25 protein-coding genes are annotated in these 25626 nt (G+C 45.0%); 21 read left to right on the top strand and 4 right to left on the bottom strand.

Annotated elements, in window-relative coordinates:
- Positions 1 to 198: 198 nt before the first annotated feature.
- Positions 199 to 1233, top strand: coding sequence for a TIM barrel protein (locus AC58P7_RS22410; protein WP_497346801.1), 1035 nt, complete (start codon positions 199 to 201; stop codon positions 1231 to 1233).
- Here the strand turns inward: AC58P7_RS22410 and AC58P7_RS22405 are convergent, their stop codons facing one another.
- Positions 1234 to 2169 (bottom strand): AraC family transcriptional regulator, encoded by a 936-nt coding sequence (locus AC58P7_RS22405; protein WP_497346799.1) that lies wholly within the window; start codon positions 2167 to 2169, stop codon positions 1234 to 1236.
- A gap of 197 nt (positions 2170 to 2366) precedes the next feature.
- On the opposite strand from AC58P7_RS22405, the gene AC58P7_RS22400 reads away from it, so the two are divergent.
- From AC58P7_RS22400 to AC58P7_RS22360, 9 genes are all read left to right on the top strand, one after another.
- Positions 2367 to 3566: a carbohydrate kinase family protein gene (locus tag AC58P7_RS22400; protein ID WP_497346797.1), complete on the top strand. Its 1200-nt coding sequence runs from the start codon at positions 2367 to 2369 to the stop codon at positions 3564 to 3566.
- Between the two features lie 112 nt (positions 3567 to 3678).
- Positions 3679 to 4821 (top strand): Gfo/Idh/MocA family protein, encoded by a 1143-nt coding sequence (locus AC58P7_RS22395; RefSeq protein WP_497346795.1) that lies wholly within the window; start codon positions 3679 to 3681, stop codon positions 4819 to 4821.
- Positions 4822 to 4907: 86 nt separating this feature from the next.
- A complete protein-coding gene (locus AC58P7_RS22390) occupies positions 4908 to 5405 on the top strand; it encodes a VOC family protein (protein WP_497346793.1) in 498 nt (165 codons plus the stop codon).
- Positions 5406 to 5471: 66 nt separating this feature from the next.
- Positions 5472 to 6842: a GH1 family beta-glucosidase gene (locus AC58P7_RS22385; RefSeq protein ID WP_497346791.1), complete on the top strand. Its 1371-nt coding sequence runs from the start codon at positions 5472 to 5474 to the stop codon at positions 6840 to 6842.
- A gap of 491 nt (positions 6843 to 7333) precedes the next feature.
- Positions 7334 to 7591 (top strand): hypothetical protein, encoded by a 258-nt coding sequence (locus AC58P7_RS22380; RefSeq protein ID WP_497346790.1) that lies wholly within the window; start codon positions 7334 to 7336, stop codon positions 7589 to 7591.
- 96 nt (positions 7592 to 7687) lie between these two features.
- Positions 7688 to 8962: a group II intron reverse transcriptase/maturase gene (ltrA, locus tag AC58P7_RS22375; RefSeq protein WP_497346788.1), complete on the top strand. Its 1275-nt coding sequence runs from the start codon at positions 7688 to 7690 to the stop codon at positions 8960 to 8962.
- Positions 8963 to 9174: 212 nt separating this feature from the next.
- The gene (locus tag AC58P7_RS22370) at positions 9175 to 10131 is read left to right on the top strand and encodes an aldo/keto reductase (RefSeq protein WP_497346786.1); all 957 of its coding nucleotides are present in this window, start codon (positions 9175 to 9177) and stop codon (positions 10129 to 10131) included.
- A gap of 562 nt (positions 10132 to 10693) precedes the next feature.
- On the top strand, positions 10694 to 10822 hold the full coding sequence (locus AC58P7_RS22365) for a hypothetical protein (protein WP_497346784.1): 129 nt from the start codon (positions 10694 to 10696) through the stop codon (positions 10820 to 10822).
- Between the two features lie 81 nt (positions 10823 to 10903).
- The gene (locus AC58P7_RS22360) at positions 10904 to 10981 is read left to right on the top strand and encodes a VOC family protein (protein WP_497346899.1); all 78 of its coding nucleotides are present in this window, start codon (positions 10904 to 10906) and stop codon (positions 10979 to 10981) included.
- 29 nt (positions 10982 to 11010) lie between these two features.
- Here AC58P7_RS22360 and AC58P7_RS22355 read toward each other — a convergent pair whose 3' ends face one another.
- The gene (locus tag AC58P7_RS22355) at positions 11011 to 11259 is read right to left on the bottom strand and encodes an aldo/keto reductase (protein WP_497346782.1); all 249 of its coding nucleotides are present in this window, start codon (positions 11257 to 11259) and stop codon (positions 11011 to 11013) included.
- Between the two features lie 151 nt (positions 11260 to 11410).
- Positions 11411 to 12904, bottom strand: a complete 1494-nt coding sequence (locus AC58P7_RS22350) for an FGGY-family carbohydrate kinase (RefSeq protein ID WP_497346780.1) — start codon at positions 12902 to 12904, stop codon at positions 11411 to 11413.
- Positions 12905 to 13180: 276 nt separating this feature from the next.
- Between AC58P7_RS22350 and AC58P7_RS22345 the strand changes: the two genes are divergently transcribed.
- Genes AC58P7_RS22345 through araA form a run of 5 tightly spaced genes read left to right on the top strand, consistent with a single transcriptional unit; the run spans position 13181 to position 18649 of the window.
- Positions 13181 to 14041 (top strand): class II fructose-bisphosphate aldolase, encoded by an 861-nt coding sequence (locus AC58P7_RS22345; protein ID WP_497346778.1) that lies wholly within the window; start codon positions 13181 to 13183, stop codon positions 14039 to 14041.
- A gap of 28 nt (positions 14042 to 14069) precedes the next feature.
- Positions 14070 to 14906: a class I fructose-bisphosphate aldolase gene (locus AC58P7_RS22340; RefSeq protein ID WP_497346776.1), complete on the top strand. Its 837-nt coding sequence runs from the start codon at positions 14070 to 14072 to the stop codon at positions 14904 to 14906.
- Between the two features lie 5 nt (positions 14907 to 14911).
- Complete coding sequence (locus AC58P7_RS22335) at positions 14912 to 16066, top strand: Gfo/Idh/MocA family protein (protein WP_497346775.1); 1155 nt, start codon at positions 14912 to 14914, stop codon at positions 16064 to 16066.
- A gap of 18 nt (positions 16067 to 16084) precedes the next feature.
- Positions 16085 to 17131 (top strand): aldose 1-epimerase family protein, encoded by a 1047-nt coding sequence (locus AC58P7_RS22330; protein WP_497346773.1) that lies wholly within the window; start codon positions 16085 to 16087, stop codon positions 17129 to 17131.
- A 24-nt stretch (positions 17132 to 17155) separates the two neighbouring features.
- The gene (araA, locus tag AC58P7_RS22325) at positions 17156 to 18649 is read left to right on the top strand and encodes an L-arabinose isomerase (RefSeq protein WP_497346771.1); all 1494 of its coding nucleotides are present in this window, start codon (positions 17156 to 17158) and stop codon (positions 18647 to 18649) included.
- A 273-nt stretch (positions 18650 to 18922) separates the two neighbouring features.
- On the opposite strand, the gene AC58P7_RS22320 is transcribed toward araA, so the two are convergent.
- Positions 18923 to 19084 (bottom strand): hypothetical protein, encoded by a 162-nt coding sequence (locus tag AC58P7_RS22320; protein WP_497346769.1) that lies wholly within the window; start codon positions 19082 to 19084, stop codon positions 18923 to 18925.
- A gap of 142 nt (positions 19085 to 19226) precedes the next feature.
- On the opposite strand from AC58P7_RS22320, the gene AC58P7_RS22315 reads away from it, so the two are divergent.
- From AC58P7_RS22315 to AC58P7_RS22290, 6 genes are all read left to right on the top strand, one after another.
- Positions 19227 to 19982, top strand: coding sequence for a DeoR/GlpR family DNA-binding transcription regulator (locus AC58P7_RS22315; RefSeq protein WP_497346767.1), 756 nt, complete (start codon positions 19227 to 19229; stop codon positions 19980 to 19982).
- 707 nt (positions 19983 to 20689) lie between these two features.
- On the top strand, positions 20690 to 20857 hold the full coding sequence (locus AC58P7_RS22310; protein ID WP_497346765.1) for a hypothetical protein: 168 nt from the start codon (positions 20690 to 20692) through the stop codon (positions 20855 to 20857).
- A 247-nt stretch (positions 20858 to 21104) separates the two neighbouring features.
- A complete protein-coding gene (locus AC58P7_RS22305) occupies positions 21105 to 21188 on the top strand; it encodes a DUF3502 domain-containing protein (RefSeq protein ID WP_497346897.1) in 84 nt (27 codons plus the stop codon).
- A gap of 193 nt (positions 21189 to 21381) precedes the next feature.
- Positions 21382 to 22752 carry a GH1 family beta-glucosidase gene (locus tag AC58P7_RS22300; RefSeq protein ID WP_497346763.1) on the top strand — a complete coding sequence of 457 codons (1371 nt, stop codon included), beginning with the start codon at positions 21382 to 21384 and terminating at the stop codon, positions 22750 to 22752.
- A 53-nt stretch (positions 22753 to 22805) separates the two neighbouring features.
- Complete coding sequence (locus tag AC58P7_RS22295; RefSeq protein ID WP_497346762.1) at positions 22806 to 24140, top strand: family 43 glycosylhydrolase; 1335 nt, start codon at positions 22806 to 22808, stop codon at positions 24138 to 24140.
- Between the two features lie 112 nt (positions 24141 to 24252).
- Complete coding sequence (locus tag AC58P7_RS22290) at positions 24253 to 25320, top strand: family 43 glycosylhydrolase (RefSeq protein ID WP_497346760.1); 1068 nt, start codon at positions 24253 to 24255, stop codon at positions 25318 to 25320.
- Positions 25321 to 25626: the final 306 nt, after the last annotated feature.

Genomic DNA, 25626 nt, shown 5'->3' with positions numbered 1-25626 from the left:
AGGGGAGTGAAAGATTTTTTATGAAAATGTTGAGGTGTAAGGCATTTTCATATTGTCTATGAGTATCTGGTTTTATCTGAATCTTTCTCCAACAGAAAATAGCAAAACTGTAGTTTGAAAATCGTAAAACTGTGCAGGATGGTTTCGAGCAAATATAATAAATTAAATGTAAGGTCATAATAAAAGGAGCTGGAATACGTGTCGCAATTTAAATTTTCGGTAGGTCCTTGGAACGTTCATGAGGGTGCTGATACTTACGGACCCGCGACAAGAAACCCCATTGCTTTTGAAGAAAAACTCAAAACTTTTGCAGAAATGGGTTTTAGTGCGATTCAATTTCATGACGATGATGCGGTGCCGAACATGAACGACCTGACGGATGAAGAAATTAAAGCTGAAGCAAGAAAATTGAGAGCGCTTTTAGACAAATATAATTTGGTTGCTGAGTTTGTTGCACCAAGATTATGGATGGACCCGCACACAGTTGACGGCGGATTCATGTCCACTTCGGAGAAAGATAGAGCTTTCGCGATGTGGAGATCCTGTCGTGCCATCGATATCGCGAATGAGCTGGGTTGCGATAAAATTGTGTTGTGGTTAGCAAGGGAAGGAACTCTTTGTGCAGAAAGCAAGAGCCCGGTAGATGCAACCAAACAGTTGGTGGATTCCATCAACAAAATGCTTCAGTATGATTCCCATATTAAAATCCTGATTGAGCCAAAACCAAATGAACCAATAGATCGAAGTATTTGCGGTACCATGGGTCATGTACTGGCTGTTTCCGCTGCTACGATTGATCCTTCTAGAGTAGGCGGTTTATTGGAATCTGCTCACGCTATTCTGGCCGGTCTTGACCCCTCCCATGAAATCGGATTTGCATTAGCGATGGGAAAATTATGGGGTGTGCATTTGAATGACCAAAATGGGCTCAAATTTGACCAAGATAAAAGCTTCGGTGTGGAAAATCTCCGGCAGGCATTTAATCAGATTAAGGTATTGATTGAAAACAATTATGGATCCAATGGCGAGTATGTCGGTTTGGATGTAAAGGCAATGCGTACCACATCCGATAAGGACAGTTATAAGCATTTGGAAAACAGCTTGAACATTGTAAAAGCCTTGGAAGCAAAGGTTAAAAAATTTAATTACGAATTTCAGAAAAAATGTGTAGCGTCCCGAGATTTTGAAGGCCTCGAAATGTATGTCATGAATCTATTGATGGGAATCGAATAGTCAATCAATCCTATAAAACTCTTTGATAATCTCTAAACTTTCAATATCAGTAAAGAATTTTTGATTACTAGTTAAGTTTACAAGAGTTGGTTCCGTATTCCCCAGATCCATTCGATTCCGGTATTGTTTTGGGGTGCAACCGAAGTGTTTTATAAACATTTGGTTGAGATAACGAGTATCCGAAAATCCGCTTTCCAAACAAATATCAATAAATTTCATATCCGTTTGCACGATAAGCTGTTTTGCTTTTTCGAAACGGACTTGATTTAAAAACTCCTGAAACGTCATGTTTAGATTCTCTTTAAAGAAATGAGATAGGTATGAAAGTGACAGATTTTCATGTTCCGCGATTGTTGAAAGAAGTAGTTTACTTGAATAGTTTTCTTCAACATAGCTTATAACCCGGTTCATCCGATGTAAGCGACTTGTGTTTCTCGTACGTTCTTCATCACTGACTAAATGATAAGGGACGAATTTCAACAGGTAGAAGAACAGATTGTTAAGTGAGCTTATACACTTAAATTCATACCCGAAATCTTTATTAAAGTAGAAGTAGGAAATCTCAAGAAGTATGGACAAAAGTAGATTACATTCTTTATTACCGAGAAAGTCGGAAATAAATATGAAATCAAATAAAATATTTGTTAATTGCGGGAAATATGCGGAACAGAAGGTTTGTGAAACTTGGATCGACAAAATTAATGCGCTTCCATCCCGAGCGCGTAGCTCATGGGGCTGAACGGGATTGAATAAAATAATAGAATTTTTTGAAAGGTTATACATTTCCTTTTTAGTGTAAACTGACAAACTTCCATCCAATATTAAACAAATTTCAAAATCATTGTGTAGATGAGAATTGCGATAGGATAAATTCACAAGAAAAGTATTCAAATGTTTGATTTTTGGATGTGTGATGATTTCAAATTCATTATTCATGGTTAACCATCCATTAAGTTTAATGAGGGAAAAAGCGGTTATGTAGAGGATTTTGAAGTATTTCACAATTAGTTTAGCATAGCTCTAAGCTCAAACACAATGAGGAGGAGATTCAATGTTCGGAAAGCCGCGTCTAATCCGAATGTTCAGTACACAAGACAAATGTTTCAATGACAGCATCGACTGGAGGGATTGAGTTGAATGAGCGAACTGCGGAGGTCATTGTGGCTGGGCACATCTGTCTCGATATAATTCCGGTGATCCAAGAAGAGAGGGAAGGGATGAATGCACTTCTCGTTCCGGGTAAGTTGGTCGATATAGGGCATTCGCTGATTTCCACCGGAGGCGCTGTTTCTAATACGGGATTGGCGCTGCATCGCTTGGGCATCCAAACCAAGCTCATGGGCAAAATCGGGGAGGATCTGTTCGGCAGAGCAATTCTTGACGTACTGGGCCGGTACGGGGACGATCTGGTGAAGGGGATGATAGTTGCGAGTGGTGAGAGTAGCTCGTATTCAGTAGTCATCAGCATGCCAGGGGTGGACCGGATCTTTCTTCACTGTACGGGGGCGAACGATACGTTTGCTGCAGAGGACGTCCGGACTTTAGAACTAAAAGGGGCACGACTGTTCCATTTCGGCTATCCTCCCTTGATGCGGAGAATGTACGAGAAAAGTGGAGAAGAATTAATCCGTCTCTTGTCCCACGTTAAATCGCAGGGGCAGACGGTTTCGCTCGATATGGCCAGGCCGGACCTGGAATCGCCTGCCGGCAAGGCGAATTGGCGCTGTATCTTGGAAAATGCTCTACCATATGTCGATGTGTTTCTGCCGAGCTTTGAAGAGATTTTATTCATGCTCAAGCCAGAGCTCTATGAAGAATTAGCCCAAATTCATCAAACGAGTGATCTGCTGCCTTTCGCTGATGGGGGACTCCTTACCCTGCTTTCGCAAGAACTGCTCGATATGGGAGTGGCAATAGTAGCGTTCAAATTGGGAGAGTACGGCTTGTATGTTAGGACAACAGCAGATCGCGATCGGATTGCTGCAATCGGTGCATGTAGTCCTTCACTTGACAGATTAGATGGATGGATTGATCGCGAATTGCTGGCTCCTTGTTTCAAAGTTCACGTTTCAGGAACGACTGGGGCGGGGGATTGCACGATTGCAGGTTTTTTAGTAGGTCTTTTGAAGGGGCTGACTCTCGAAGAGGTGCTTCAAACTGCGGTTGGCGTTGGAGCGTGTAATGTGGAGCAAGCGGATGCGACAAGCGGTGTCCCAGCATGGGTGGAAGTAAGTGAACGCATAGCGGCCGGCTGGGAGAAACGGGAGGTAAAGCTCGATCTGCCGGGATGGCACTATGTAGTGAACGATGGCATTTGGACAAAGGATAATTAAGAGTTATCTAGATTTAAGAGATGAACCTTACAATTTAACCAAGAATTCGCTGCATAGTCCGGTTGGGCTATCTTATTTTACAAAAACGTCGTTGGAGACGAGGAGATTGGATATGAACAATTTTAAACCAGTAAAGATTGCTACGATTGGGTGTGGAAACATCAGTGATGCATATCTGAAGAATATGATTGAAAATTTTCGAATTCTTGAGGTTGTCGCTTGCTGTGACCGAAATCCAAGCAAAGCTGAAAAAGCCGCAGAAAAGTATGGCATTAAAGCGATGACCATCGACGAAATTATAGCGGATGAATCGATTGAACTGGTCGTTAATCTGACTCAGCCACATGCTCATCACGGAGTGATCAAGCAGATGCTCGAGGCTGGCAAGCATGTCTATACGGAAAAGGTGCTAACCCTTGAATTGGAGGAAGCTGAAGAACTGATAGCAATCGCCAACGAGAAGAATTTATATCTGGGCGCTGCTCCGGATACTTTCCTTGGTTCGGCTATCCAGACAGCAAGGTATGTTGTCGAAAGCGGCATGATTGGTGATGTGACATCCTGCTATTGTGTTCTGAATCGTGACAGCTATCTTTTTGCGGAAATGATCCCGTACTGCGCTCAACCGGGAGGCGGCATTGGATTTGATGTGGGTATCTACTATGTAACAGCGCTCTTAAGCATACTGGGGCCTGTCCGTGAAGTAAGTGGCGTTGCGCAAACCTGGGAGAGGATGCGTAAACGCAATCGTATTGAAGCATTCGGCGATACATATGAAATGTTGTGCGAGACTCTATTGGCGGGAACACTCCAATTCGAAAGTGGTGCCATCGGCAGTCTTCATTTCGATTCAAGTACAATCTTGCTTCTTCCGGAAAAACCAAGTGTTGTATTATTTGGAACGCAGGGTATTCTCCATATGGCGGATCCAAACACATTCGGCAGTGAGGTGCGTGTCACTCTGAAGGGGAACAACGAACCCTTTACCATGCAACAAATTCATCCTTTCAGCAGTGAAAGCAGAGGTGTAGGTGTTGCAGAAATGGCTTGGTCTTTGCGGAAGGGACGTATTAATCGTGCAAATAAGGAAATGGCATACCATGCATTAGAAGTCTTACATGGTATTGTAAAAAGCGGAAGCAGTAAACAGAACCATGTTATGCAGTCAACCTTCGAAAAAACGCCGCCGATCCCAAGGGGATATTTGGGTAAATCGTATCTTTCAAAAGAAGAAGAAACAGCGATTGCGCTATAAAGCGATTTCCTGAGATATTCAATCCTTAACATAACCTGTCTTTGAATGAACTCTAATAATATTTGATTATGAAAGGGGATTTTAATTTGAATATCAAGAACATCGGCCATGTTGCATATTTTGTATCGGATATGGAAAAATCGCTTCATTTCTATCGTGATTGTCTTGGATTAAAAGAGCATTTTTCAATGAATGTACCTGAACTTAAAAACGAATCGGGGATACCACGAGAATTTCTGGAATTCTTGAAAAACCAGAAGGGGAAACCTTGGTTTATTTATTTGAAGGTGAGCGATAGGCAATTCATCGAGCTTTTTTATTCCTACCCCGAGATTGTGGAGCTAGTCAAGAATAAGGATACCGGATTAGGATACAATCATTTATGCCTTGAAGTGGAAGATATTTTTGCAGCTGCCGAGGAATTGAAAGGTAACGGCGTATCGATAGTTAAGGAAATAATGCTGGGGATAGATGGTACCTATCAACTTTGGATTGCAGATCCTGACGGCAACCAAATCGAATTGATGCAATATACAGAGCATTCCTTACAACTCAAAGGTAAAGCATCGGGCGATTTAGCATAGCTGTAATAAAGAGCTCGTAGCGGATTTACAAGTTATTTAATAAATTATAGGGAGGATAACGGTAAAATGAAACTTCTTCAATTTCCTACTGATTTTCAATGGGGGGCTGCAAGTAGCGCCTATCAGATCGAAGGTGCATGGAATATGGAGGGTAAAGGTCCTTCCATTTGGGATACCTTCACTCAGCAAAACGGTAAAACATGGAATAACATTCCAGGCAATGTGGCATGCGATCATTACAATCGCTACCCCGAAGATATTGCCAATATGAAAAAACTGGGCATCAATACGTACCGATTCTCGTTCTCATGGCCACGCGTGATTCCTGAAGGAACAGGCAAGGTGAATGTTAAAGGTCTCGACTTTTATAAAAGATTGGTTAATGAACTGCTTGAAAACGGCATCCGGCCGAATGCTACTTTGTATCATTGGGATCTGCCTCAGGCGCTGGAAGATCGGGGAGGATGGGCCAATCGGGATATTAAAGACTGGTATTCGGAATATGCCGCTCTTATGTTCCGCGAATTCAACGGTTTGATTCCTATGTGGTCCACATTGAACGAACCGATCGCAATTTATGTCGGATACGGACTTGGTTTCTTCGCCCCAGGCCGAAGAAGCGAGAAAGACGCGAAGGCGGCTTTGCATCACGCAATGCTGGCACACGGAGAAGGAGTGAAGGCTTTCCGGGCAGAAGGCATGAAGGATTCGCAGATCGGGATTGTAGTTGATATATGGAAGAGGCATGCCGCCCGAGATGTTCCGGAGGATCATGAACTCGTCCGTCGTGGTGACGAGAACGGGCACAAATTTTTCCTGGATCCGATTTTCCAAGGACATTACTCGGAATATATCTTGAGTCAGATGGAACGGGAAGGAACCTTGCCTGACATTCGATCGGGGGATTTGGAACTTATCTCTCAGCCTATTGATTACTACGGCCTTAACGTCTATAGCCGGATCATAGTCTCTACCGATCCCAATTTATCGACGGATCCGGCAATGCAAAGAAAGAGAGAGCAACCTATCGGCGGAAACTTCTTGGATAACGGATCGGAGTTTTACCCGAAAGCAATATACGATGCGGCTATGCTGCTCAAGAACGAGTATGGATTGTCTATTCCAATCTATATTACGGAAAATGGGACATATAACTGTGGTGAAGAGATTGTGAATGGACACATCCATGATCTGGAACGGATTCGATATTTCGAAGGGTTCCTTAGATGGACTCACAAAGCGATCGAAGATGGGGCTGACATACGAGGATTTTACGCATGGTCATTAATGGATAATTATGAATGGTCTGCCGCCTATAGCAGAAGATACGGACTGATCCATGTAGATTTCGACACACAGCAAAGAATTTGGAAAGACAGTGCTTTTTGGTATCAAAAGCTCATCGACAATAATGGTCTACCCGTAAACGGAGAATAGTTTGACAATTTCAAAAGAGAAAACAAATAAAATGCATGTTTATAAGTGTTAGTTTTTATTTAATAAACGCCTGAATATTGATTTCAGGCGTTTTGAATGTGCGCCTTACAGTCGCACAATCTAAGTGGTTCAAATCCACTCGGTAACTTTACCCTTTAAAGTGCCGTAGCCGAAGCAGAGGTCCTACCTCCAAAAGGAGAAGGATTGGCAGGGTGTTTCTCGTGAGGGGGAATCCGAAGGGCCTGCAGGCAAAGTCCAGCCCGGAATGCGGTGAACCAGAGGTGGCGGCGGTGTTGGGTGACCCGCCATAAAAACGGGGAAACCTATGCGAATCAGCATACTTTGTAGGAAAACAAACAAAGGGATATGACCTGCAAGGCTCATCGACGTGATTAGGGTCAGGATGGATGGAACAGAATGTGAAGATAACTGAGGGAAGTCTCGTAGCTTCCTTGGCGCAAACGCGGACAAGGTAGAGGAGGAATAACCCAATGGGGAAAGCCGAATCGATGGGCTGTGAGATGGCGGATCGTTCCGTAGTAGCGAGTAAGTCTGAGCCGATGAAAGCTGGTAACAGTCTGGAGGGTAAAACTCGGATGAGTATGCGCGCGAGAAGAAAAAAAAATCTTAGTCGCATAACCTGCTTCCACTTCAAAAGAGGGAAGACAGAGGCAAAGGGAACGTGCTTCGTCAAAGCCTGTGAGTTAAAGCGAGTGGAGATCGTAAGCGCCTTAAACCAACGAGAGTAGCTCCAAGTGGGTGCGTCCCGCCAATGGCGAAGAACGCCAACGGATAAGGACTACTGGCGACCTGAGTAAACGGCGGACCAACAGGAGCGATTGACAATGAGTCTAAGACGCATTTGTTACGCCCGTGGAACAAGCAAGGAATCGATCATCTGTAGCGGAAACAAGACCAGCTTGGTGAGTAGCGGTAAAGGTGGTGAAACACCAATGAAACCGAAACGACGATATTGCTCCCTGATCGATAAAGTGTACCAAATAGAAAATCTGTACGAAGCATGGCTATCCGTGAGGAAGAATCAAGGAAGCGGCGGAATCGATGGCGTAAGCATTGCCATGTTCGAGAAGAATGTGAACATGAACCTGAGGGAGCTCCAAAGGTTATTGCAACAAGGGCGGTACAAGCCTGACCCTGTGCGACGTCATTACATTGAGAAGGAGAATGGGAAATTAAGACCGTTAGGTATTCCTATAATCCGAGATCGCGTATGTCAGCAAGCAGTACGCCAGATCATCGAGCCGATTTTTGAGCAAGACTTCTACTATTATAGCTTTGGCTTTCGAGCAGGATACTCGGCGCACCAAGCGGTGAATACGATTCGACGCGCGAAACGTGGCGGATACGAATATGTGGTTGACCTGGACATTATGTCTTTCTTCGATGAAATTCCACACGAATTACTGATGGAGAAAGTACATGAGAGTATCACCGACGGAAAAGTACTGACGCTCATTCGCAGATGGCTGACGGCGGGATTCATGGAAGATGATCAGTTCCATGAAACGGAAATCGGGTCTCCACAGGGCGGGAATTTGTCGCCATTGCTTGCGAATTTGTACTTGAACCATTTCGACTGGGGGATGAAGGAGAGAGGTTTTGCAGTGGTAAGGTATGCGGATGATGCAGTCATTCTATGTAAAACAAAGGAACAGGCTGAAGAGGCATACCTAGCGGCAAAGACCATTCTGGAAAACGAATTACAACTACGAATGCACCCTGAGAAAACGAAGGTTGTACATTTCAGTGATGGATTTCGCTTTCTTGGATTCGACTTCTGGAAGGGATATATCATTGTACCTAACACGAAAGTGAAGAAGTACAAAGATAAAGTCCGTAAGATCACCCGGAGACAACAAGGAAAGAACCTTGAAGAAATGCTCAAGAAACTAAATGAAGTCGCTCGAGGTTTTGGTAACTATTTCGGCATAGGGAATGTAAAGAACAAGATTCAACGTTTGGATGAATGGACGCGCATGAGGGTACGAGCCTTTATGCGTAAAAAGAAATCTACGGTTTCTAATTCGCTGATACCAAACAAAGAGTTGGAATCGGCAGGAATGGTATTTCTAACAAACTTACTCACCACACGTTTCTAATTCAGTTGTGAAATATGCAGCCCGGTGACGGGTGAAGATGACTCACTCCTGAAGATGGGGAACTGACGAAGGAAAGCCGTGTGCGGGAAATCCGCATGCACGGTTTGATGGGGAGTCCGGGGGAGTAATCCCCCGTCTTACCCTACTTTCAATAGATATTAAAATTGTGGAAGGAAGTGGAGTCCTTCACTTTGAAAAGGAGTTTATATCAGATGAAATATATTAATATGCCTTTTGTGAATATACCGGTATCTAGAATTCTGTTTGGCACTGCTATTCCTGCTATGATCAATGGTGAAGACGTCGGTGAATTATTAGACAGTATGTTTGATTTAGGTATAAATACCTTTGACACTGCCGAGGGATATGGTTTAAGTGAAAAGTCATTAGGAAATTGGATTGAAAGACGGGGGATACGAGATAAAGTAGTCATACTAACAAAGGGAGCACATCCAAGTATAATTGGAGAGAAGAGAGTGACTGAAAAGGATATTGTAGGTGATATACATACTTCCTTAGAACGATTAAAGACAGGATATGTTGATATATATCTTCTTCACAGAGATGACCCGTACGTGGAAGTAGGCCCAATTGTGGAGGTGTTGAATCGTCTGCATAGCGAAGGGAAAGTTGGCGCATTTGGTGGCTCTAACTGGACGCACCAACGTATCATTGCAGCGAATGAATATGCCAATAAACATAATCTTATTCCATTCTCTGTTTCAAGCCCGTTCTTCTCCCTTGCAGACCAGATAACTGATCCTTGGGAAAGTGGATGTATCTCAATCGCAGGTCCTTCAAATATAGAAGCAAGAAAATGGTATTCAGATACCAACATGCCTGTTATTGCTTATTCCAGTTTGGGAAGAGGGATTTTATCCGGTAAAGTGAAAAGTAATGAACCAAATGCTGCTAAGGAAATTCTTGATGGGCCAGCAATGAAGGGGTATTGTTTCCCTGAAAACTTCGAACGATTACGTAGAGTGGAAAAGCTAGCAGAGGAGAAAGGTTATGCTGTATCGCAGATTGCATTGGCCTGGCTGCTTCGACAACCAATGAATGTATGTACGATTTGTAGCACAAATAGCGCTGAACGCATGAAAGCCAACATAGAGGCATTGCATATCGGGCTTACAGATGAAGAACTCTCTTTTTTGGATTTGAGGTGAACTTTAACAATGTGAGAGTTCTGTATCGAAATGGCGGCGAACCACTCTGAGAACAATCTTGAAGGTATATGCGCGAGTTAAAAGACTCTGCCGAGAATTTCTTCATGGTCAGCCGGCAAAGTTGTAATTGCTACAGATCGGATCTTGGATGTTTATTTCTTGTGATTGAGAAGATTCGGGACTACTTCCAGTTGGAGATGGCTTTCACGTCGAAGTAGTATAAGTAATTCTTACTGCCAAATTCGAAGGAAGATGTGTAAAATTTCGAAACTATTCGTAATCCTGTTATATGTTAGCGCTTTCGGTCCTCTTATATAATTAAAAATGAGAAATAGACAAAAAATTAAGGGAAGTGGGTTAGATCTTTTCAAATAAAGAGGAGTATGACATTGTTTAACCTGAGAAAAAACCGCTGGATATTTTACTATCTAGGGTTCATCCATTCAACAGCAAAACCAGAGGTCTTGGCGTAGCAGAAATGGCTTGGTCTTTGCGGAAGGGGCGAAAACATCGCGTCAGCAAGGAAAGGGCGTACCATGCACTGGAAGTATTGCACGGAATCGTGAAAAGAGGCAATAAAAAGCAAACCCAGACCATGCAGTCAACCTTCGAAAAAGGGCCCCTGCTGCCAAGGGGATATCTGGGGAAATCCTATTTTTCAATTGAAGAAGAAACAACGATTGCGCTTTGACAATTAGGCACCTCAATCTTTGACGAAGCGCTCCCGGTATTTAAACCGAAAATATTCGAATAGGAAGAAGGGGATTTTTAATTGATTATCAAGAACATCGGTCATGTTGCTTATTATGTAACGGATATGGAAAAATCGCTTCACTTCTATTGTAACTAATGAAAATCTGGATGGCTCAGCAATTTATTTTAATTTCTTCTCAAATCCCAATATAACAGTTCCTCTTGCGTCAATTCGATATGTAAAGTCTCTATATTGGCTTTCATTCGTTCATCGCTATTTGTGCTGCAAATCGTACATACATTTATTGGTTGTCGAAGCAGCCAGGCCAATGCAATCTGCGATACAGCATAACCTTTCTCCACTGCTAGCTTTTCCACTCTACGTAATCGTTCGAAGTTTCCAGGGAAACAATACCCCTGAATTGTTACTTGCAAGAGAGCAAGAATCCATTAATCAGTAGCACGGTTAAAAGGGCAATCGATCAATGTTCGGGTCTGCCCTTTTCTTATCCTATGTAAAGCTTCGATTCGTTTAATACCTCATTTATTCTTGTAATTATGAAAGTTAATGTCACATAACGAGTTTCTAGAGTGATGTTATAAAGCTGGAGAGTTTTTTATATTTCTCATACCGTTCTTGATAAATGCACTGATTTGGCTGATCCGGGTAAAACATACGCACTGGCTTGACCAGCACGCTTACGGCTTCTTCATAGGAGCGGTAAATACCGGAAGCCTTTCCCGCCAATATGATATTTCCCATCGTCCCGGCTTCGCTGACATCCAATTTTTCGATCGGACGGTTCATGATGTCTGCTTTAATCTGAAGCCACAAATCGGATTTAGCCCCGCCACCGACAGCACGCAGCGTTTCGATCGGGATACCTGCTTCTGCGAGGCATTCCAGATTATAGCGCATTTCGTACGTTACTCCTTCCAATAAAGCACGATACAGTCGGCTGGAATCAGTATCAAGCGTTAACCCAAAAATCATGCCTTTGGATTCAGGATTCATGTATGGCGTACCCGAGCCTGCAAAATGAGGGATAACTAGTAAATCGGTCGGTTGTGCTGCTGCAGTCGAATTCAAGTAGTCATATACGTTTACACCAAGCTTTCGTGCCTCCGCTTCAGCGATTTGACCAAACTTGTCTCTGAACCATCGAATGAGGGAACCTCCGGTAAAATTGAAGGCATAAGTCAAATAGAGACCTTCTACGACATGTGGCGCACAATTGAATTGATAGTTAAGCATCGTCGCATCCAAAACCGGAGAAGAATAGGCCGGAGTGATACATTCCACAGTTCCAATGCCGTCTACTGCCTGGTTGTTATGAAGAATACCTGCCCCTAGTGCTGCGCAGGCCTGATCGTGACCACCGGCAACAACCAATGTTTTCGAATGCAACCCAAGCGATTGTCCGATTTCTTTCCGCACGTAGCCAATGATTTCTCCTGATTGAATGAGATCAGGGAATTTATCCATATCAATACCGGAAGCATCGAACATTTCCGGGTCCCATTTCTTTGTTGAGACATTGAAAGCCATGGTCCGCGAAGCAAGGGTGTAATCGGAGACGGAAATACCAGTGAGCAGAAATGCGATAAAATCAGCAAAAAGCATGAACTTCCACACACGCTGATAAATTTCAGGTTGGTGTTGCTTGATCCACATGACCTTCGGGAGAGAAAACATCGGATGCAAGGGGACACCCGTAAGCGCCATCGTTCGTTCCTTACCTATTTTTCCCTCAAGAATCGCGGCTTGTTCGATGCCTCTCGAGTCAGTGTACAAGATCGCGTTGCTCAGTACATTTCCATTATGATCTACCGGTACAACAGTCTCACCTAAGGATGAAATGCTTAGGGCACGAACGGTAACACGAGGTGAATCCAAGAGAACATCTGCAATAACCTGCCTTACGGATTCCCAAACCCGTTGTGGATTTAATTCGTAAGCTCCAGGCCACGGCTGTTCCAAGGTGTATTCCATGTATTCGGCCGAAAGAAGGGTTCCCCCCTCATCGAATAGCGAAGCTTTGCATCCAGTCGTTCCGATGTCGAGTCCCAATAATGACACGTACTATTCCTCCTAATGATTTGTTTGTTACGAACATATTTGTTTATTATAAACAATATTTGTTTTTTTGTATAATACTAAATTTACAACTAGGACATGGCTGTATTTAAGTTGGTGTCTGATTTTGAATGGTTTTTGATGTGGTTGTCTCTGATAATAAGTTTAATTTTCTTGATTAAATTATCGTTTTAAACTATATTAATGTTGTAAATGAACAATAATAAAAAATTGTGAGAACAGTGCAGAAAGGCGGAGTAGAAGTTGCCGAAAGTCTCCATGACTGAAATGTTACAAGATGCCTCGCGCGGAGGCTATGCCGTACCTTGTTTTAATGCCATTAACCTGGATATGGTACGTGGAATTATTGAAGCTGCTGAGGAAGAAAGGTCGCCTGTCATTCTATGCCATGCTGAAATCCATTTCAAGTATACGCCATTGGAGCAGATCGCACCCATTATGGTAGAGGCAATGAATAGGGCTAAAGTGCCGGTAAGCATTTTACTGGATCACGGAAAGAGTTTCTCTGCTGTAATGAATGCCATGCATTTAGGCTTTAATGCCATCATGTTCGACGGTTCGGAGTATGAATATGAAGAAAACGTCCGCAAAACATCTGAGGTTGTGAAAATCGCAAGGACGCTAGGTGTTTCAGTAGAAGGCGAATTGGGATACGTAACTCGACCGAAGAGCGGCGGAGCGGAAGGTGAAGATGACGACTCGATCATTGACGACACCTCACTTTACACGGATCCCGAGCAGGCCAGGGAGTTCGCAGAGCGAACTGGCATCGATGCGCTTGCTGCAGCATTCGGTACGGTTCACGGTGTTTACTTGAAAAAGCCCGAACTCGATTTGAAGCGTCTGGAGCAAATTCGCAAAACGGCCGGTGTTCCGATTGTCATGCACGGCGGATCGGGGCTCTCGGATGAAGACTTTAATCGGACGATCGATAACGGTGTTTCCAAAATCAACTACTACACCGGGATGGCGCTGAAGGTTGTAGACCGCGCTAAAGAACGCTTCGGTCAGTCCGATGAGAAAATGTTCTATCATGAATTCATGATGAATGTCATTCAGGACTTCAAAGAAGATGCGAAGCAAATTATGCGTACGTTCCGCAGTAGCAATAAAGCTTAAATGAGAAACTACAAGGAGAGTGTCCAATATGTCCGTAACTGCTCGAATTAACCGCTTATTTAGTCAACATGGAAAGTGCTTCGATGTCGCAATTGATCACGGTTTCTTTAATGAATACTCGTTTTTGGCAGGTATTGAAAACATGAAAGCGGCAATTGAAACGATCGTGCGTGCCAATCCGGATGCGATTCAGCTTAGTATCGGCCAGGCTGTACAACTGCAAGATATTCCGGGCAAACAAAAGCCCTCGCTGGTGCTTCGAACGGATGTTGCAAATGTGTATGGGACGAAGCTGCCTTCGCATCTGTTCAGTGAATTGATCCATAACCCGGTTGAACAAGCGGTTCGTTTGGATGCGGCCTGCGTGGTTGTGAACTTGTTGCTGCTTCCGGGACAGCCTGAGCTCCATCGTCAATGTGTGCAAAATATTTCAAAGTTGAAGACGGAATGCGAACGCTACGGGATGCCGCTTATGGTGGAGCCTCTCGTCATGCTACCAAATGAGCAAAAAGGCGGTTATATGGTGGACGGGGACATCACGAAGATCGTTCCGCTTGTCCGTCAAGGTGTGGAGCTCGGTGCTGATATCATTAAAGCAGATCCATGCGATAACGTAGAAGAATACCACAAGGTAGTTGAAGCTGCATCCGGAAAACCGGTTTTGCCTCGCGGAGGCGGACGAGCATCCGATGAAGAGATTTTGTCGAGAACTTACGCACTGATGCAGCAAGGCGCTTCAGGCATCGTATATGGCCGTAATGTCATCCAGCATGATAACCCGGAAGCGATGACCCGCGCCTTCATGGCTGTTGTTCATCAAGGATCGACGCCTGCAGAGGCATTGGCGATCTTAAAAGGAGAGTAATCAATATGGCGAAAAAGATCATCCGCTTTGGCGTAATAGGCTGTGGACTAATGGGGAAAGAATTTGCGAGCGCCGCGGCACGCTGGTGTCATTTGACGAATGTTGATTTTATCCCGAAGATTACGCATGTATGCGATGCAAATCTGTCGGCGACGGAATGGTTTAAGGAAAATGTTGCGAGTGTATCGAAGGCAACATCCGATTACCGGGAGCTGCTCGCGGATCCGGATGTGGATGCTGTTTACTGCGCAGTTCCGCATAACCTGCATCAGCAATTATATATTGATATTATCAAAGCCGGTAAGCATTTGCTTGGGGAGAAACCGTTTGGCATCGATTTAGAAGCCAACCAAGCGATTATGAATGCGATCTCCGAGCATCCGGAAGTGATTGTTCGTTGCTCGTCCGAATTTCCTTTTTTCCCGGGAGCCCAACGAATTGTCGAACTGGTGAATGAAGGTAAGCTCGGTCGCATTATCGAAGTTGAGGCCGGATTCTGGCACAGTAGTGATCTCGATCCGAATAAACCGATCAATTGGAAACGCCGCGTCGGAATGAATGGCGAGTACGGCTGTATGGGTGATTTAGGCATGCACGTGGCACATCTTCCGTTCCGCTTCGGATGGAAGCCATCAAGCGTTCGTTCGCTGCTTAGCAAGATTGTTGAAGAGCGTCCGGATGGAAAAGGTGGAATGGCTGCTTGTGAAACGTGGGATAACGCGATTTTGGCTTGTGATGTCAAGAGCGACATACATAATTTCCCAATGGTTCTTTCCATGAAGCGGATTGCTCCGGGTCATGCCAACACTTGGTTTATCCGGATTAACGGCACGAAGGGCTCGGCCGAGTTTACGACAAAGAATCCGAAGCAAGTGGCATTTCTTCCCTACGAGCCGGGCGGCGAGCAGGCTTGGCGTGTTACAGACGTTCCGTATAAGTCCGTATACGGTACGATTACCGGCGGTATTTTCGAATTCGGCTTCTCGGACTCGATCCTGCAAATGTGGGCAACCTTCTGTGACGAAGTTGCTAACGGAAAAGACAATTACTCTTCCTTCCAATGTGCCAAACCGGAAGAGGCTGCGAGCAGTCATAAGCTTTTTACAGCAGCCCTGGAATCCGAAAAAACAGGCGCAACGGTTTTGTTAAGCTGGGAGTAACAGAAGGGAGCAAATACGGTGAAGCTTTACGGAAGAGAATGGACACGTAGAGAGCTGGAAGCCAGAGTAGGACGCATCGAGCAAATCGGCGGGGTGGAACGGTTTACCTGGAGTGAAGGACCAGAAGCGGGAGTGGATACGTTCCTTGTGCGAACCGGGAGTGGCTTGTCCTACTGGGTGACGCCGAGCAAAGGGTTGGATATATCTCTCGCACAGATGCATGGTGTTCCAGTAAGTTGGTCCGCGGCTAACGGGGACGTGCATCCCTCCTATTACGAAGCGTGCGGTGCGGAATGGCTGAGAACGGCTTCCGGAGGACTCCTCATGACTTGCGGATTATCGCAGGTCGGTTCACCGGGTGAAGACAGCAATGGTGCTTATGGTCTTCATGGCCGCATCCATCACACACCTGCTCGCCAGATCTCCTCTCGGTCGGAATGGGAGGGGGATGAGTATGAGATGCGGATACGCGGCGTTATAGAGGAAACATCCATATTTGGTGAGCATCTGCGTCTTACCAGAAATCTAATTAGCCGTTTGGGTGAGAATCGGATCTCGATTCTGGATTCGGTGGAGAATGCAGGTTTTCATCCTGCTCCTCACATGATGCTGTATCACTTTAACTTCGGTTTCCCTCTGCTTGCTGAAGATACGACGGTGGAGATTCCCGAAGGTACAAGCATACCTCGCGATCGTGACATGGACACGACTCGGATGAATGATTGGCAAGCGCCGGATCCGAAATTCAAGGAGCAAGTGTTTTACCATGAGCCCATAAGGAATCGGGATCGGATATGCGCGCGTATTCATAGCCCATCCTTCCCATCTAGATCTACATGCAATCATTCCCAAAGTCACGGGCTTTCCGTCGAGCTGGAATGGGATCCAAGCACGCTTCCAAGACTCGTGCAGTGGCGTATGCCGGGTGCAGGTGAACATGTTCTTGGGCTTGAACCATCAAATTGTTGGACAAGGGGCAGAGCCGAAGAACGGAACAACGGTACACTTCGGTTGCTGGAACCGGGTGAAACAGTCGATTATCGGTTGGAATTACGATTTCTATAAACAAATCCTGAGGAGGATACTTGTATGCTGCATACGAAGCCCTATGTGTTTTGGTTTGTAACAGGGAGTCAAGGACTGTACGGTGAAGATATTTTGTCTCAAGTGAAGGAAAACGCGAACAAAATGGTCGATGGATTGGACCAAGAAGCTGCTCTGCCTTATAAAGTGATGTTCAAAGCCGTCGTGACAACACCTGAAGCCATCCGCCGTGTATGTTTGGAGGCCAACGCAGACGATGATTGTGCGGGAATCATTACGTGGATGCACACCTTCTCGCCGGCCAAAATGTGGATTTCAGGACTCACCCAGCTTCGCAAGCCGCTGCTTCACTTTCATACGCAGTTTAATGTTGAGATTCCTTGGGACAGCATAGACATGAACTTCATGAATTTGAACCAAGCCGCTCATGGTGACCGTGAATTCGGATTTATCGGTGCGCGTCTCGGTATTGCACGTAAAATCATTGCGGGTCATTGGCAAGACGAGCAAGTACGCAGCAGAATCGGCTCTTGGATGAGAACGGCTGTTGGGTATACGGAAAGCCAGACGATGAAGATTGCTAGGTTCGGCGATAACATGCGTTATGTTGCAGTGACCGAAGGCGATAAAGTAGAAGGACAAATCCGTTTCGGTTGGTCGGTTAACGGTTATCCTGCCGGCGATTTGGCAGAACGCGTAAAGGAAGTCTCGGACACGCAGGTGCGTGAGCTGATGGACGAGTACACGGAACTGTATGACTTCACCGAGAACGGACGGATTGAAGGTGCGGAACGAGAGGCCATCCGGGAACAAGTGCGGATCGAGATTGCGTTGAAAGGTTTCCTCCAAGAAGGCGGATATAGTGCTTTTGTCACAAGCTTCCAGGATTTACACGGCATGAAGCAGCTTCCTGGACTTGCTGCGCAGCGGCTTATGGCTGCCGGATATGGCTTCGGCGGGGAAGGCGATTGGAAAACGGCCGCACTTGTTCGCATCATGAAAATCATGGCCGAAAACAAAGGCACATCGTTCATGGAAGATTATACGTACCACATGCAGAAAGACAATCAATTGGTGCTTGGAGCCCATATGCTGGAGATTTGTCCGACACTCGCTGCCAGCAAGCCTAAAATCGAAGTGCATCCATTGTTCGTCGGCGGCAAGGAGGATCCTGCCCGCTTAATCTTTAACGGAGCAAGCGGCAAAGCGGTTAATGCGACAGTCGTTGATCTCGGGGACAGATTCCGCTTGATTGTCAACGAAGTGACCGCTGTGCAGAACGAGAACGAGATGCCGAATTTGCCGGTTGCGCGTGTCCTGTGGAAGCCAGAGCCGTCACTGACCGGCGCTGCGGAAGCATGGATTTTAGCCGGAGGTGCTCACCACTTTGGTTTCTCCTTTAATGTGACCAGCGAGCAGCTTGCAGATTGGGCCAAAATGTCGGGTATTGAATGTGTCATCATCAATCAGTCGACGTCGATGACGTCCCTGGAGAATGAAATCCGCTGGAATGATCTTTATTATCGCTTTAACCATTAATTAAACCATACTTTGTCCTATGGCGAGAAACCGACGTTTGGCTTTACAGAGCCACTTGTGTTTCTCGTCATTTCTAATACATGGGGTGAACATTATGCTGAATGAAGAGATAAGGAAGGCACTAAGGGCAAGTCGGCAATGATTATTTTAAAGATGATCCCCAGTCGCTAATTACCCATTCTTATGACGGAACGACTATGCAGCAATCGCAACCGGACGGAGTGATTTATCCGGAAACGATGAAGAGGTCTCTAAAATCCCGATGGTCCTTCTTCAACACGGTGTCACAGCCGCGGCACCGGCACGAATTTGTACGGCGGCACCGTTCCCATGCCAGGTCATCCTAATCGTATGCAGGCTGTTCATATCGTCGATTTTCTGTACGATAGGCTGAAGCGATAAGTATGCGGGGTTCAATGTTTGGAGTATGTTCAATTTAGATGATGAAGTTATCGAATCAAACTTAAAATGTTGATTTCTAAAATTACATCCCATACAATCAAGGTACCAACTTTTGGACACGGAGTATTCCAACTTTCTGTTCGAAAACTATTAGCTGGAGATAAGAGGGAAGCTAATGAAGGCCGAATTGAATGACAGACAAAGACAAATTATTCAACAGTTGCAGACTAAAGGTGAAGTCAAAATATCTGAATTGAAAGAGGCCTTCGACGTTACGGACATGACCGTACGGAGGGATCTGGAGAAGATGGAGCGAGTTGGTCTGCTAAAAAGAACCTTTGGGGGCGCCATTACTGCTTCAAAGGATGTGGCGCTTCGAGAACGTTCTGTTGTTCAAGGGGCAGAAAAAGAACGAATCGGCCGTCTGGCGGCCAGCTTGGTTCGAACGGGTGAATCGATTTTTATTGATGGGGGTTCTACAACGCTTCAAGTTGCCCGGCATTTGCCAGAGGATGCTAATATTACGGTAGTGACGAATGCCATCAATGTGGCTGCCGAGCTGTCGGAGAAACGGATTCCTACGATCGTCCTTGGCGGGATCTTGATCGATTCCACGAAGTCTATGGTAGGATCGGTTACGCTCGAGACAATTTCTCGTATGGCATTCGACATGGTGTTCCTCGGAGCTACCGGGCTCCACCCCCATCACGGTTTCAGCAACTCTAACATGCATGAAGCCGAAATCAAACGAGTGGCCATTCAAAAGGCGAAGGAATCATATATTGTATTGGATCATTCCAAATTCGGAACGAGCATGCTGGTTTCTTTCGCCGATTTGAAAAACGTAAACGCAATCGTTACGGACCAAAGTCCAAATCATGAATTGTTAATGGCTTGTCAAACCAACGGTATTGATATCCTCTTATCATAAAAGAGCATATCAGTGGAACGGAGAGGGCCATCGGGTGAAGTGGAAAAGTTCACTTGCTGGAAAAGGAGCCGCGGGATGCGGCTTCTTTTCATATTGTCAGAAAAATCCGGGGTGAAGTTAAAGAAAGTAAGTAAGCTCTTAAATGGTGTAAATGTCTGAAATTTAATCATGGGGTTAGTCCATTGAATTTTTTTAAATTCTGCATGCTCAGAAACTCAAATCCAATTCAAACTTGCGATAGGAGTCGTATCGATAATTGTCACGCTGTTAGCTCATCTCATATACATCAATCCCCGTGCCTCCACTGGGGATCCTGACCTTCTTCGAGAATTCAATCAAGCAGTCCATGTCACTGGATAAACCATATCCGTGTTCGTTAACATTGAATTTGTCCTAAGCGGGAATGAGATGTCCCCCGGGATCATGATTTAGGATACGGGGAAAGGTATCTCGCCAAAATTGGGGATGATCAAGGGGGAATATGGGAATTTGGAACGCACAGATTCGCCTTCAACTTCTTTATGGGGAACGTGCATCCATTCAGTAAGGCAATGTGAATCCCGATGGGTCATGGATCCAATCAATGCTGGGATTAGAATCGAAAGATCGGAAGGACAAATGATTTTTCATGCGGATTTCAATTTCTCCAAGCAAGCGATGAGACTAGGCAGCATGGATTATCTCCTTAAACCGATAATGTCAAAGTTATGAAGGATAGAAGCTTCTTGCTGAAGCAGCAGCCGCAATTGTTCGAGCGTTTCTGGCAGGACCTTATTAACCGAAGTATCCTATCCAATGAAGAGGCGATCCGTAAAGAGGCGGAGGAAATGAACATTGATTTGGGAACATCCTTGAGTCACCCATGCCTTTATTAAGGCCAGAAGATGGCGGAAAGCGCTTATTCTCTGCGTAGCGAAAATCATGGAATTCGCATTGATGAATGCCGCTGAAGAGCAGCTTAAGAGGGAAGAGTATGAGGTCTCAATCATACTGAGCGGCCGTGGATCTCTGAGGGGCCTAACTTTTGACTAGAACCGGTAAGGAGACTGATAAGGAGCGTTTACATGCAATCCTAGAAACTTATATGGACTCCTGCAACAAGTTTTTCTTATGTGATATCTCATGCTATTGGGCGAGTTTAATAAGGCGCTCAAGGTTTCTGGTATCGACAAAATTATTGCGGAAAAACAGAAGCAATTCGATTAGTGGTCCAAGAAGTAGTAGCGGACTGATTATGATAAGGAGCATTTCGGCAATTTGCCGGAACGCTCCTTTTATTTGAAACCAATAGTCGGATTCAGGATAACAAGAGGTCGGAACATGAATATTAGGCGCTAGTAAAATGAGAAACATCACTGAACAAACCATGAAAGTAATCACTTAGGAGGAAGATGGCGAGATGAAACATATTCAATTTCCACAGCATTTTCAATGGGGGGTTGCCACAAGCGCCTATCAAATAGAAGGGGCATGGAATGCAGACGGGAAAGGTCCTTCGATATGGGATACATTCACTCAAACACCTGGAAAAGTTTGGGGGGATATTCCTGGCAATGTGGCATGCGATCATTACAATCGTTATCCAGAAGATATTGCCCATATGAAACAATTGGGTCTCGATACGTATCGATTCTCCTTCTCGTGGCCGCGTGTCATTCCGGAAGGGACTGGGAAGGTAAATACGAAGGGGCTCGATTTTTACAAACGGCTTGTACATGAACTTCTTGAGAATGATATACGGCCTAACGCTACACTGTATCATTGGGATCTTCCACAAGCGTTGGAGGATAAGGGAGGCTGGACAAATCGGGACATCAAGGATTGGTTTGCAGAGTACGCTGCGCTTATGTTCCGGGAATTTAACGGTTTGATTCCGATGTGGTCCACGCTTAATGAACCGATTACTCTATATGTTGGTTATGGATTTGGGATCTTCGCACCGGGGCGTCGTAACCAGAAAGACGCAAAGGCAGCCATGCATCATGCACTGCTCGCACACGGGGAAGGGGTCAAGGCTTTTCGGGCAGAAGGGATGAAGGATTCTCAAATTGGGATTGTCGTTGATATTTGGAAAAGACATGCTGCGCGCGACCTTCCGGAGGATCATGAGATCGCCCGCCGCGGCGAAGAGAATGGGCACAAGTTTTTCCTGGATGCGCTCTTCAAGGGAAGTTACTCGGACTATATCATGGGTCAGATGGAAGCTGACGGGACGCTTCCCGACATTCGGACGGGGGACATGGAGCTCATCTCCCAGCCTATGGATTACTATGGTCTGAACGTTTATAGCCGAATCATGGCATCTTCCGACCCCGCATTGTCGACGGATCCGGCTGTACAAGGGAAGAGAGAGCAGCACGCCGGCGGAAACTTCATGGATAACGGACTGGAGTTTTACCCGAAAGCGGTTTACGATGCGGTCATGCTGCTCAAGAACGAATACAATTTGTCCATTCCCATCTATATTACGGAGAATGGTACTTACAACTGTGGAGAAGAGGTAAATAACGGCCGTATTCACGATCTGGGAAGAATTCGGTACATTGAAGGGTTTCTTAGATGGATTCACAAAGCAATTGAAGATGGAGCAGATATTCGCGGATATTATGCGTGGTCATTAATGGATAATTACGAGTGGGCGGCAGGCTTTAACCGAAGATATGGGCTGATCCATCTCAATTCGCAGACACAGGAACGAATTTGGAAAGACAGTGCTTATTGGTATCAGAAAGTCATGGCCGATAACGGTTTTGCTGAGGGCGAAGAGTAGTAAGTGAATATGGGTTCTATATCAAATAATGACAAACCGTAAGGGAGATAAACATGAGTGAATTCAAAGACTGCCGCAATCCCGTGTTGCCAACAAATCTGCACATTCCTGATCCGGAGGCACATGTTATGCCGGACGGAAGAGTGTACGTATATGGCTCTTGGGATCAAGAGGAAAATATTTTCTGCAGCAAGGAGTATCGGGTGTTATCCTCTTCCAATATGGTCGACTGGATGGATCATGGCGTATCCTACGATTCTAGCATGGTTCCGTGGGTTTTTGACGAGAACGCACCTAAATACCCTGGAGTAGATTGGTCGAAGCCAACTCCATTCCTTAAAAAAATGATTGAGCGAGACACCAAGGATGGAAAGATTGAGATTCCCAAATTTCCGAAAGACCTACTCTTTGCACCAGACGCTATTAGCAGAAACGGCAAATACTATTTATATTTTTGCATGTCGGATTCGAGTGAAGGCGTTGCCGTAGCAGATAAGCCGGAGGGGCCTTTTCATAGTCCGGTCCAACTGCCATGCGGAGGAATCGATCCGGCCGTCTTTATCGACGATGATGGGCAGGCTTATTTCTACTGGGGCCAATTCTATGCGCATGGTGTGAAATTAAAAGAGAATATGGTCGAGTTCGAGGAAGGAACGACCGTCCACAATCTCGTAACGGAAGAAGAGCATTATTTCCATGAGGGCAGTTCCCTCCGCAAGCGCGGCGATACGTATTACATCGTATATTCTAGCATGGTGCGCGGCAAACCAACATCGTTAGCCTATGCGACCAGTAAATCACCGCTGGGCCCATTTCAGTATAGAGGGGTTATAGTCGATAATGACGGCTGCGATCCGCAGAGCTGGAACAACCACGGCTCCATTGAGGAAGTGAATGGGCAGTGGTATGTCTTCTACCACCGAAGCTCTCAAAATAGGCAGCAAAAGCGTAGACTTTGCATTGAACCAATTACCTTCAATGAAGACGGTACGATTCAGGAAGTGTCGATGACCTCGCAAGGTGCAGGTAGGCCGTTCGGGATTAACGAAACGATCGAGGCGTATCGAGCATGCCAATTGTCGGGAAGTGTATACATTGCTCCTACAAGCAATGGACAAGAAGTGTTAAAGGGGATCCAGGAAGGGGATCAGGCGATTTATCGTTATGTTCAGTGGGATAAGACGGTAAGTGAGGTTTCAATAGTGGCCAAAGGCAGCGGAGACATTACGATTTATCTGGATGATGAGCACGAAGAAAGGGGAAGTGTAACAGTTCGTGACGGGCAGATTATTTCTTCAACACTTTCAAGTGCTTCTGGCAAACATGAAGTAAGATTACTGTTTACCAATGTCGGTGATTTGGAAGTTCAAGCATTGCGATTTGGATAACATCTTTTCGGTTCAATGCTGGCAACGTACCTTTGAGTTAGTATCAATTAATGTTTATTACTTTTAATATCCCAATAAATTAGATTATATGACTTGGGGAGTGTATGGTACAATGCAAAATTACCAATCTATCAGACCTGGACAGTTATGGATGGATACGGAAGGGAAGCGGATTCACGCGCATGGTGGCTCCATTTTTTATGAAAATGAGACGTTTTACTGGTATGGAGAAAACAAGGAAAAAACGACGCTTGGAAGCGGAATATGGCACTGGGGAGTCCGCTGTTATTCCTCAAAAGACCTCTATAACTGGAAGGATGAAGGGAATATCATTCCGCCGGACGAAGTCGACGTTACATCACCGCTTCATCCTGCCAGCCTGATGGATCGACCGCATATTATTTACAATAAGAAAACCGAAAAGTATGTTTGTTTTCTTAAGATTATGGAGATGGGGAAGGACCATGACCATAAGCAATCCTTAACCATCTTAACTGCGGATCATTTGCTTGGACCATATACGATGGTAAAAACAAAATATCGCCCGTTACAAATGAGTGCTGGTGATTTTGATCTGACAGTAGCGCCGGATGGAAAGGCTTATTATTACTACGGACGTGTTCATTCCGAATTAATTTGCGCCGACCTTACCGAGGATTATACGGATGTAACGGGGAATTATTCCACCCATTTCCCTAATATCCATCCTCCTCTGGTACGTGAGGCGCCTGCTTACTTCGAGCGAAGAGGATTACACTATCTGATTACATCGGGTACGACTGGATACTACCCGAATCCATCCGAGGTCGCTTGTGCCAGAAGCTATCACGGTCCTTTTGAAGTCCTTGGTAACCCGCATGTCAATGATATGTCAAACACCTCATTTCGTTCTCAGATCTCATCGGTTTTCAAGCACCCGGGAAAGAAGGATTTATACATTGCTTTAGCGGATCGCTGGATTACAGATGAAGCGCATTTGCCGAGTAATGAAGAAGTGAGCAATTTTTTTGATCGTATATTTAACCCAAATCGACAAGATGAGCCTCAACCGGATTTTAGTAAAATAAAATTAGAGCAAAATACATCCGAGGCGAATTATGTATGGTTGCCAATTCGCTTTGACGGGAAGATGGCTTACTTGGATTGGAAAGATGAGTGGCGTGTAGAAGACTACAAATAGCAGCGAGGCTTTCTACAACTGCATGTTTGAGTCAAAGGAATACCCTTGATTCGTAAAATGTTGAACGAATCAAGGGTTCTCCTTATTTTGTACTATAACCGGATAACAGAGAACCACGTGTTTCCTGAAAATAACTCATAACGATCTCTAGGGACTTTTTCAAGTGATTTGTTTGTAATTTTTATCTCTTCTATTTTTTCTTTGGCGGGATGAGCATGAGATAATCCCCTATTCCATTTTTATGACGCTCAAACCATCTCGTTTAACCGTTTAATGTCAGTTTGGTCGAAACGGTGAAGGATAATA

The sequence above is a fragment of the Paenibacillus sp. J22FR5 genome (genome assembly GCF_059691975.1).
The sequence above is the reverse complement of the archived record's forward strand: the minus strand, read 5'-3'. Positions and strand labels throughout refer to the sequence as shown.

Bases quoted from the DNA above. Each gene is read 5' to 3' on its own strand.
- AC58P7_RS22405 (WP_497346799.1), bottom strand. From the start codon at position 2,169: ATGAATAATGAATTTGAAATCATCACACATCCAAAAATCAAACATTTG.
- AC58P7_RS22395 (WP_497346795.1), top strand. From the start codon at position 3,679: ATGAACAATTTTAAACCAGTAAAGATTGCTACGATTGGGTGTGGAAAC.
- AC58P7_RS22385 (WP_497346791.1), top strand. From the start codon at position 5,472: ATGAAACTTCTTCAATTTCCTACTGATTTTCAATGGGGGGCTGCAAGT.
- AC58P7_RS22380 (WP_497346790.1), top strand. From the start codon at position 7,334: ATGGGGAAAGCCGAATCGATGGGCTGTGAGATGGCGGATCGTTCCGTA.
- ltrA (WP_497346788.1), top strand. From the start codon at position 7,688: ATGAGTCTAAGACGCATTTGTTACGCCCGTGGAACAAGCAAGGAATCG.
- AC58P7_RS22370 (WP_497346786.1), top strand. From the start codon at position 9,175: ATGAAATATATTAATATGCCTTTTGTGAATATACCGGTATCTAGAATT.
- AC58P7_RS22345 (WP_497346778.1), top strand. From the start codon at position 13,181: ATGACTGAAATGTTACAAGATGCCTCGCGCGGAGGCTATGCCGTACCT.
- AC58P7_RS22340 (WP_497346776.1), top strand. From the start codon at position 14,070: ATGTCCGTAACTGCTCGAATTAACCGCTTATTTAGTCAACATGGAAAG.
- AC58P7_RS22335 (WP_497346775.1), top strand. From the start codon at position 14,912: ATGGCGAAAAAGATCATCCGCTTTGGCGTAATAGGCTGTGGACTAATG.
- araA (WP_497346771.1), top strand. From the start codon at position 17,156: ATGCTGCATACGAAGCCCTATGTGTTTTGGTTTGTAACAGGGAGTCAA.
- AC58P7_RS22315 (WP_497346767.1), top strand. From the start codon at position 19,227: ATGAAGGCCGAATTGAATGACAGACAAAGACAAATTATTCAACAGTTG.
- AC58P7_RS22310 (WP_497346765.1), top strand. From the start codon at position 20,690: ATGAAGGATAGAAGCTTCTTGCTGAAGCAGCAGCCGCAATTGTTCGAG.
- AC58P7_RS22305 (WP_497346897.1), top strand. From the start codon at position 21,105: ATGCTATTGGGCGAGTTTAATAAGGCGCTCAAGGTTTCTGGTATCGAC.
- AC58P7_RS22300 (WP_497346763.1), top strand. From the start codon at position 21,382: ATGAAACATATTCAATTTCCACAGCATTTTCAATGGGGGGTTGCCACA.
- AC58P7_RS22295 (WP_497346762.1), top strand. From the start codon at position 22,806: ATGAGTGAATTCAAAGACTGCCGCAATCCCGTGTTGCCAACAAATCTG.
- AC58P7_RS22290 (WP_497346760.1), top strand. From the start codon at position 24,253: ATGCAAAATTACCAATCTATCAGACCTGGACAGTTATGGATGGATACG.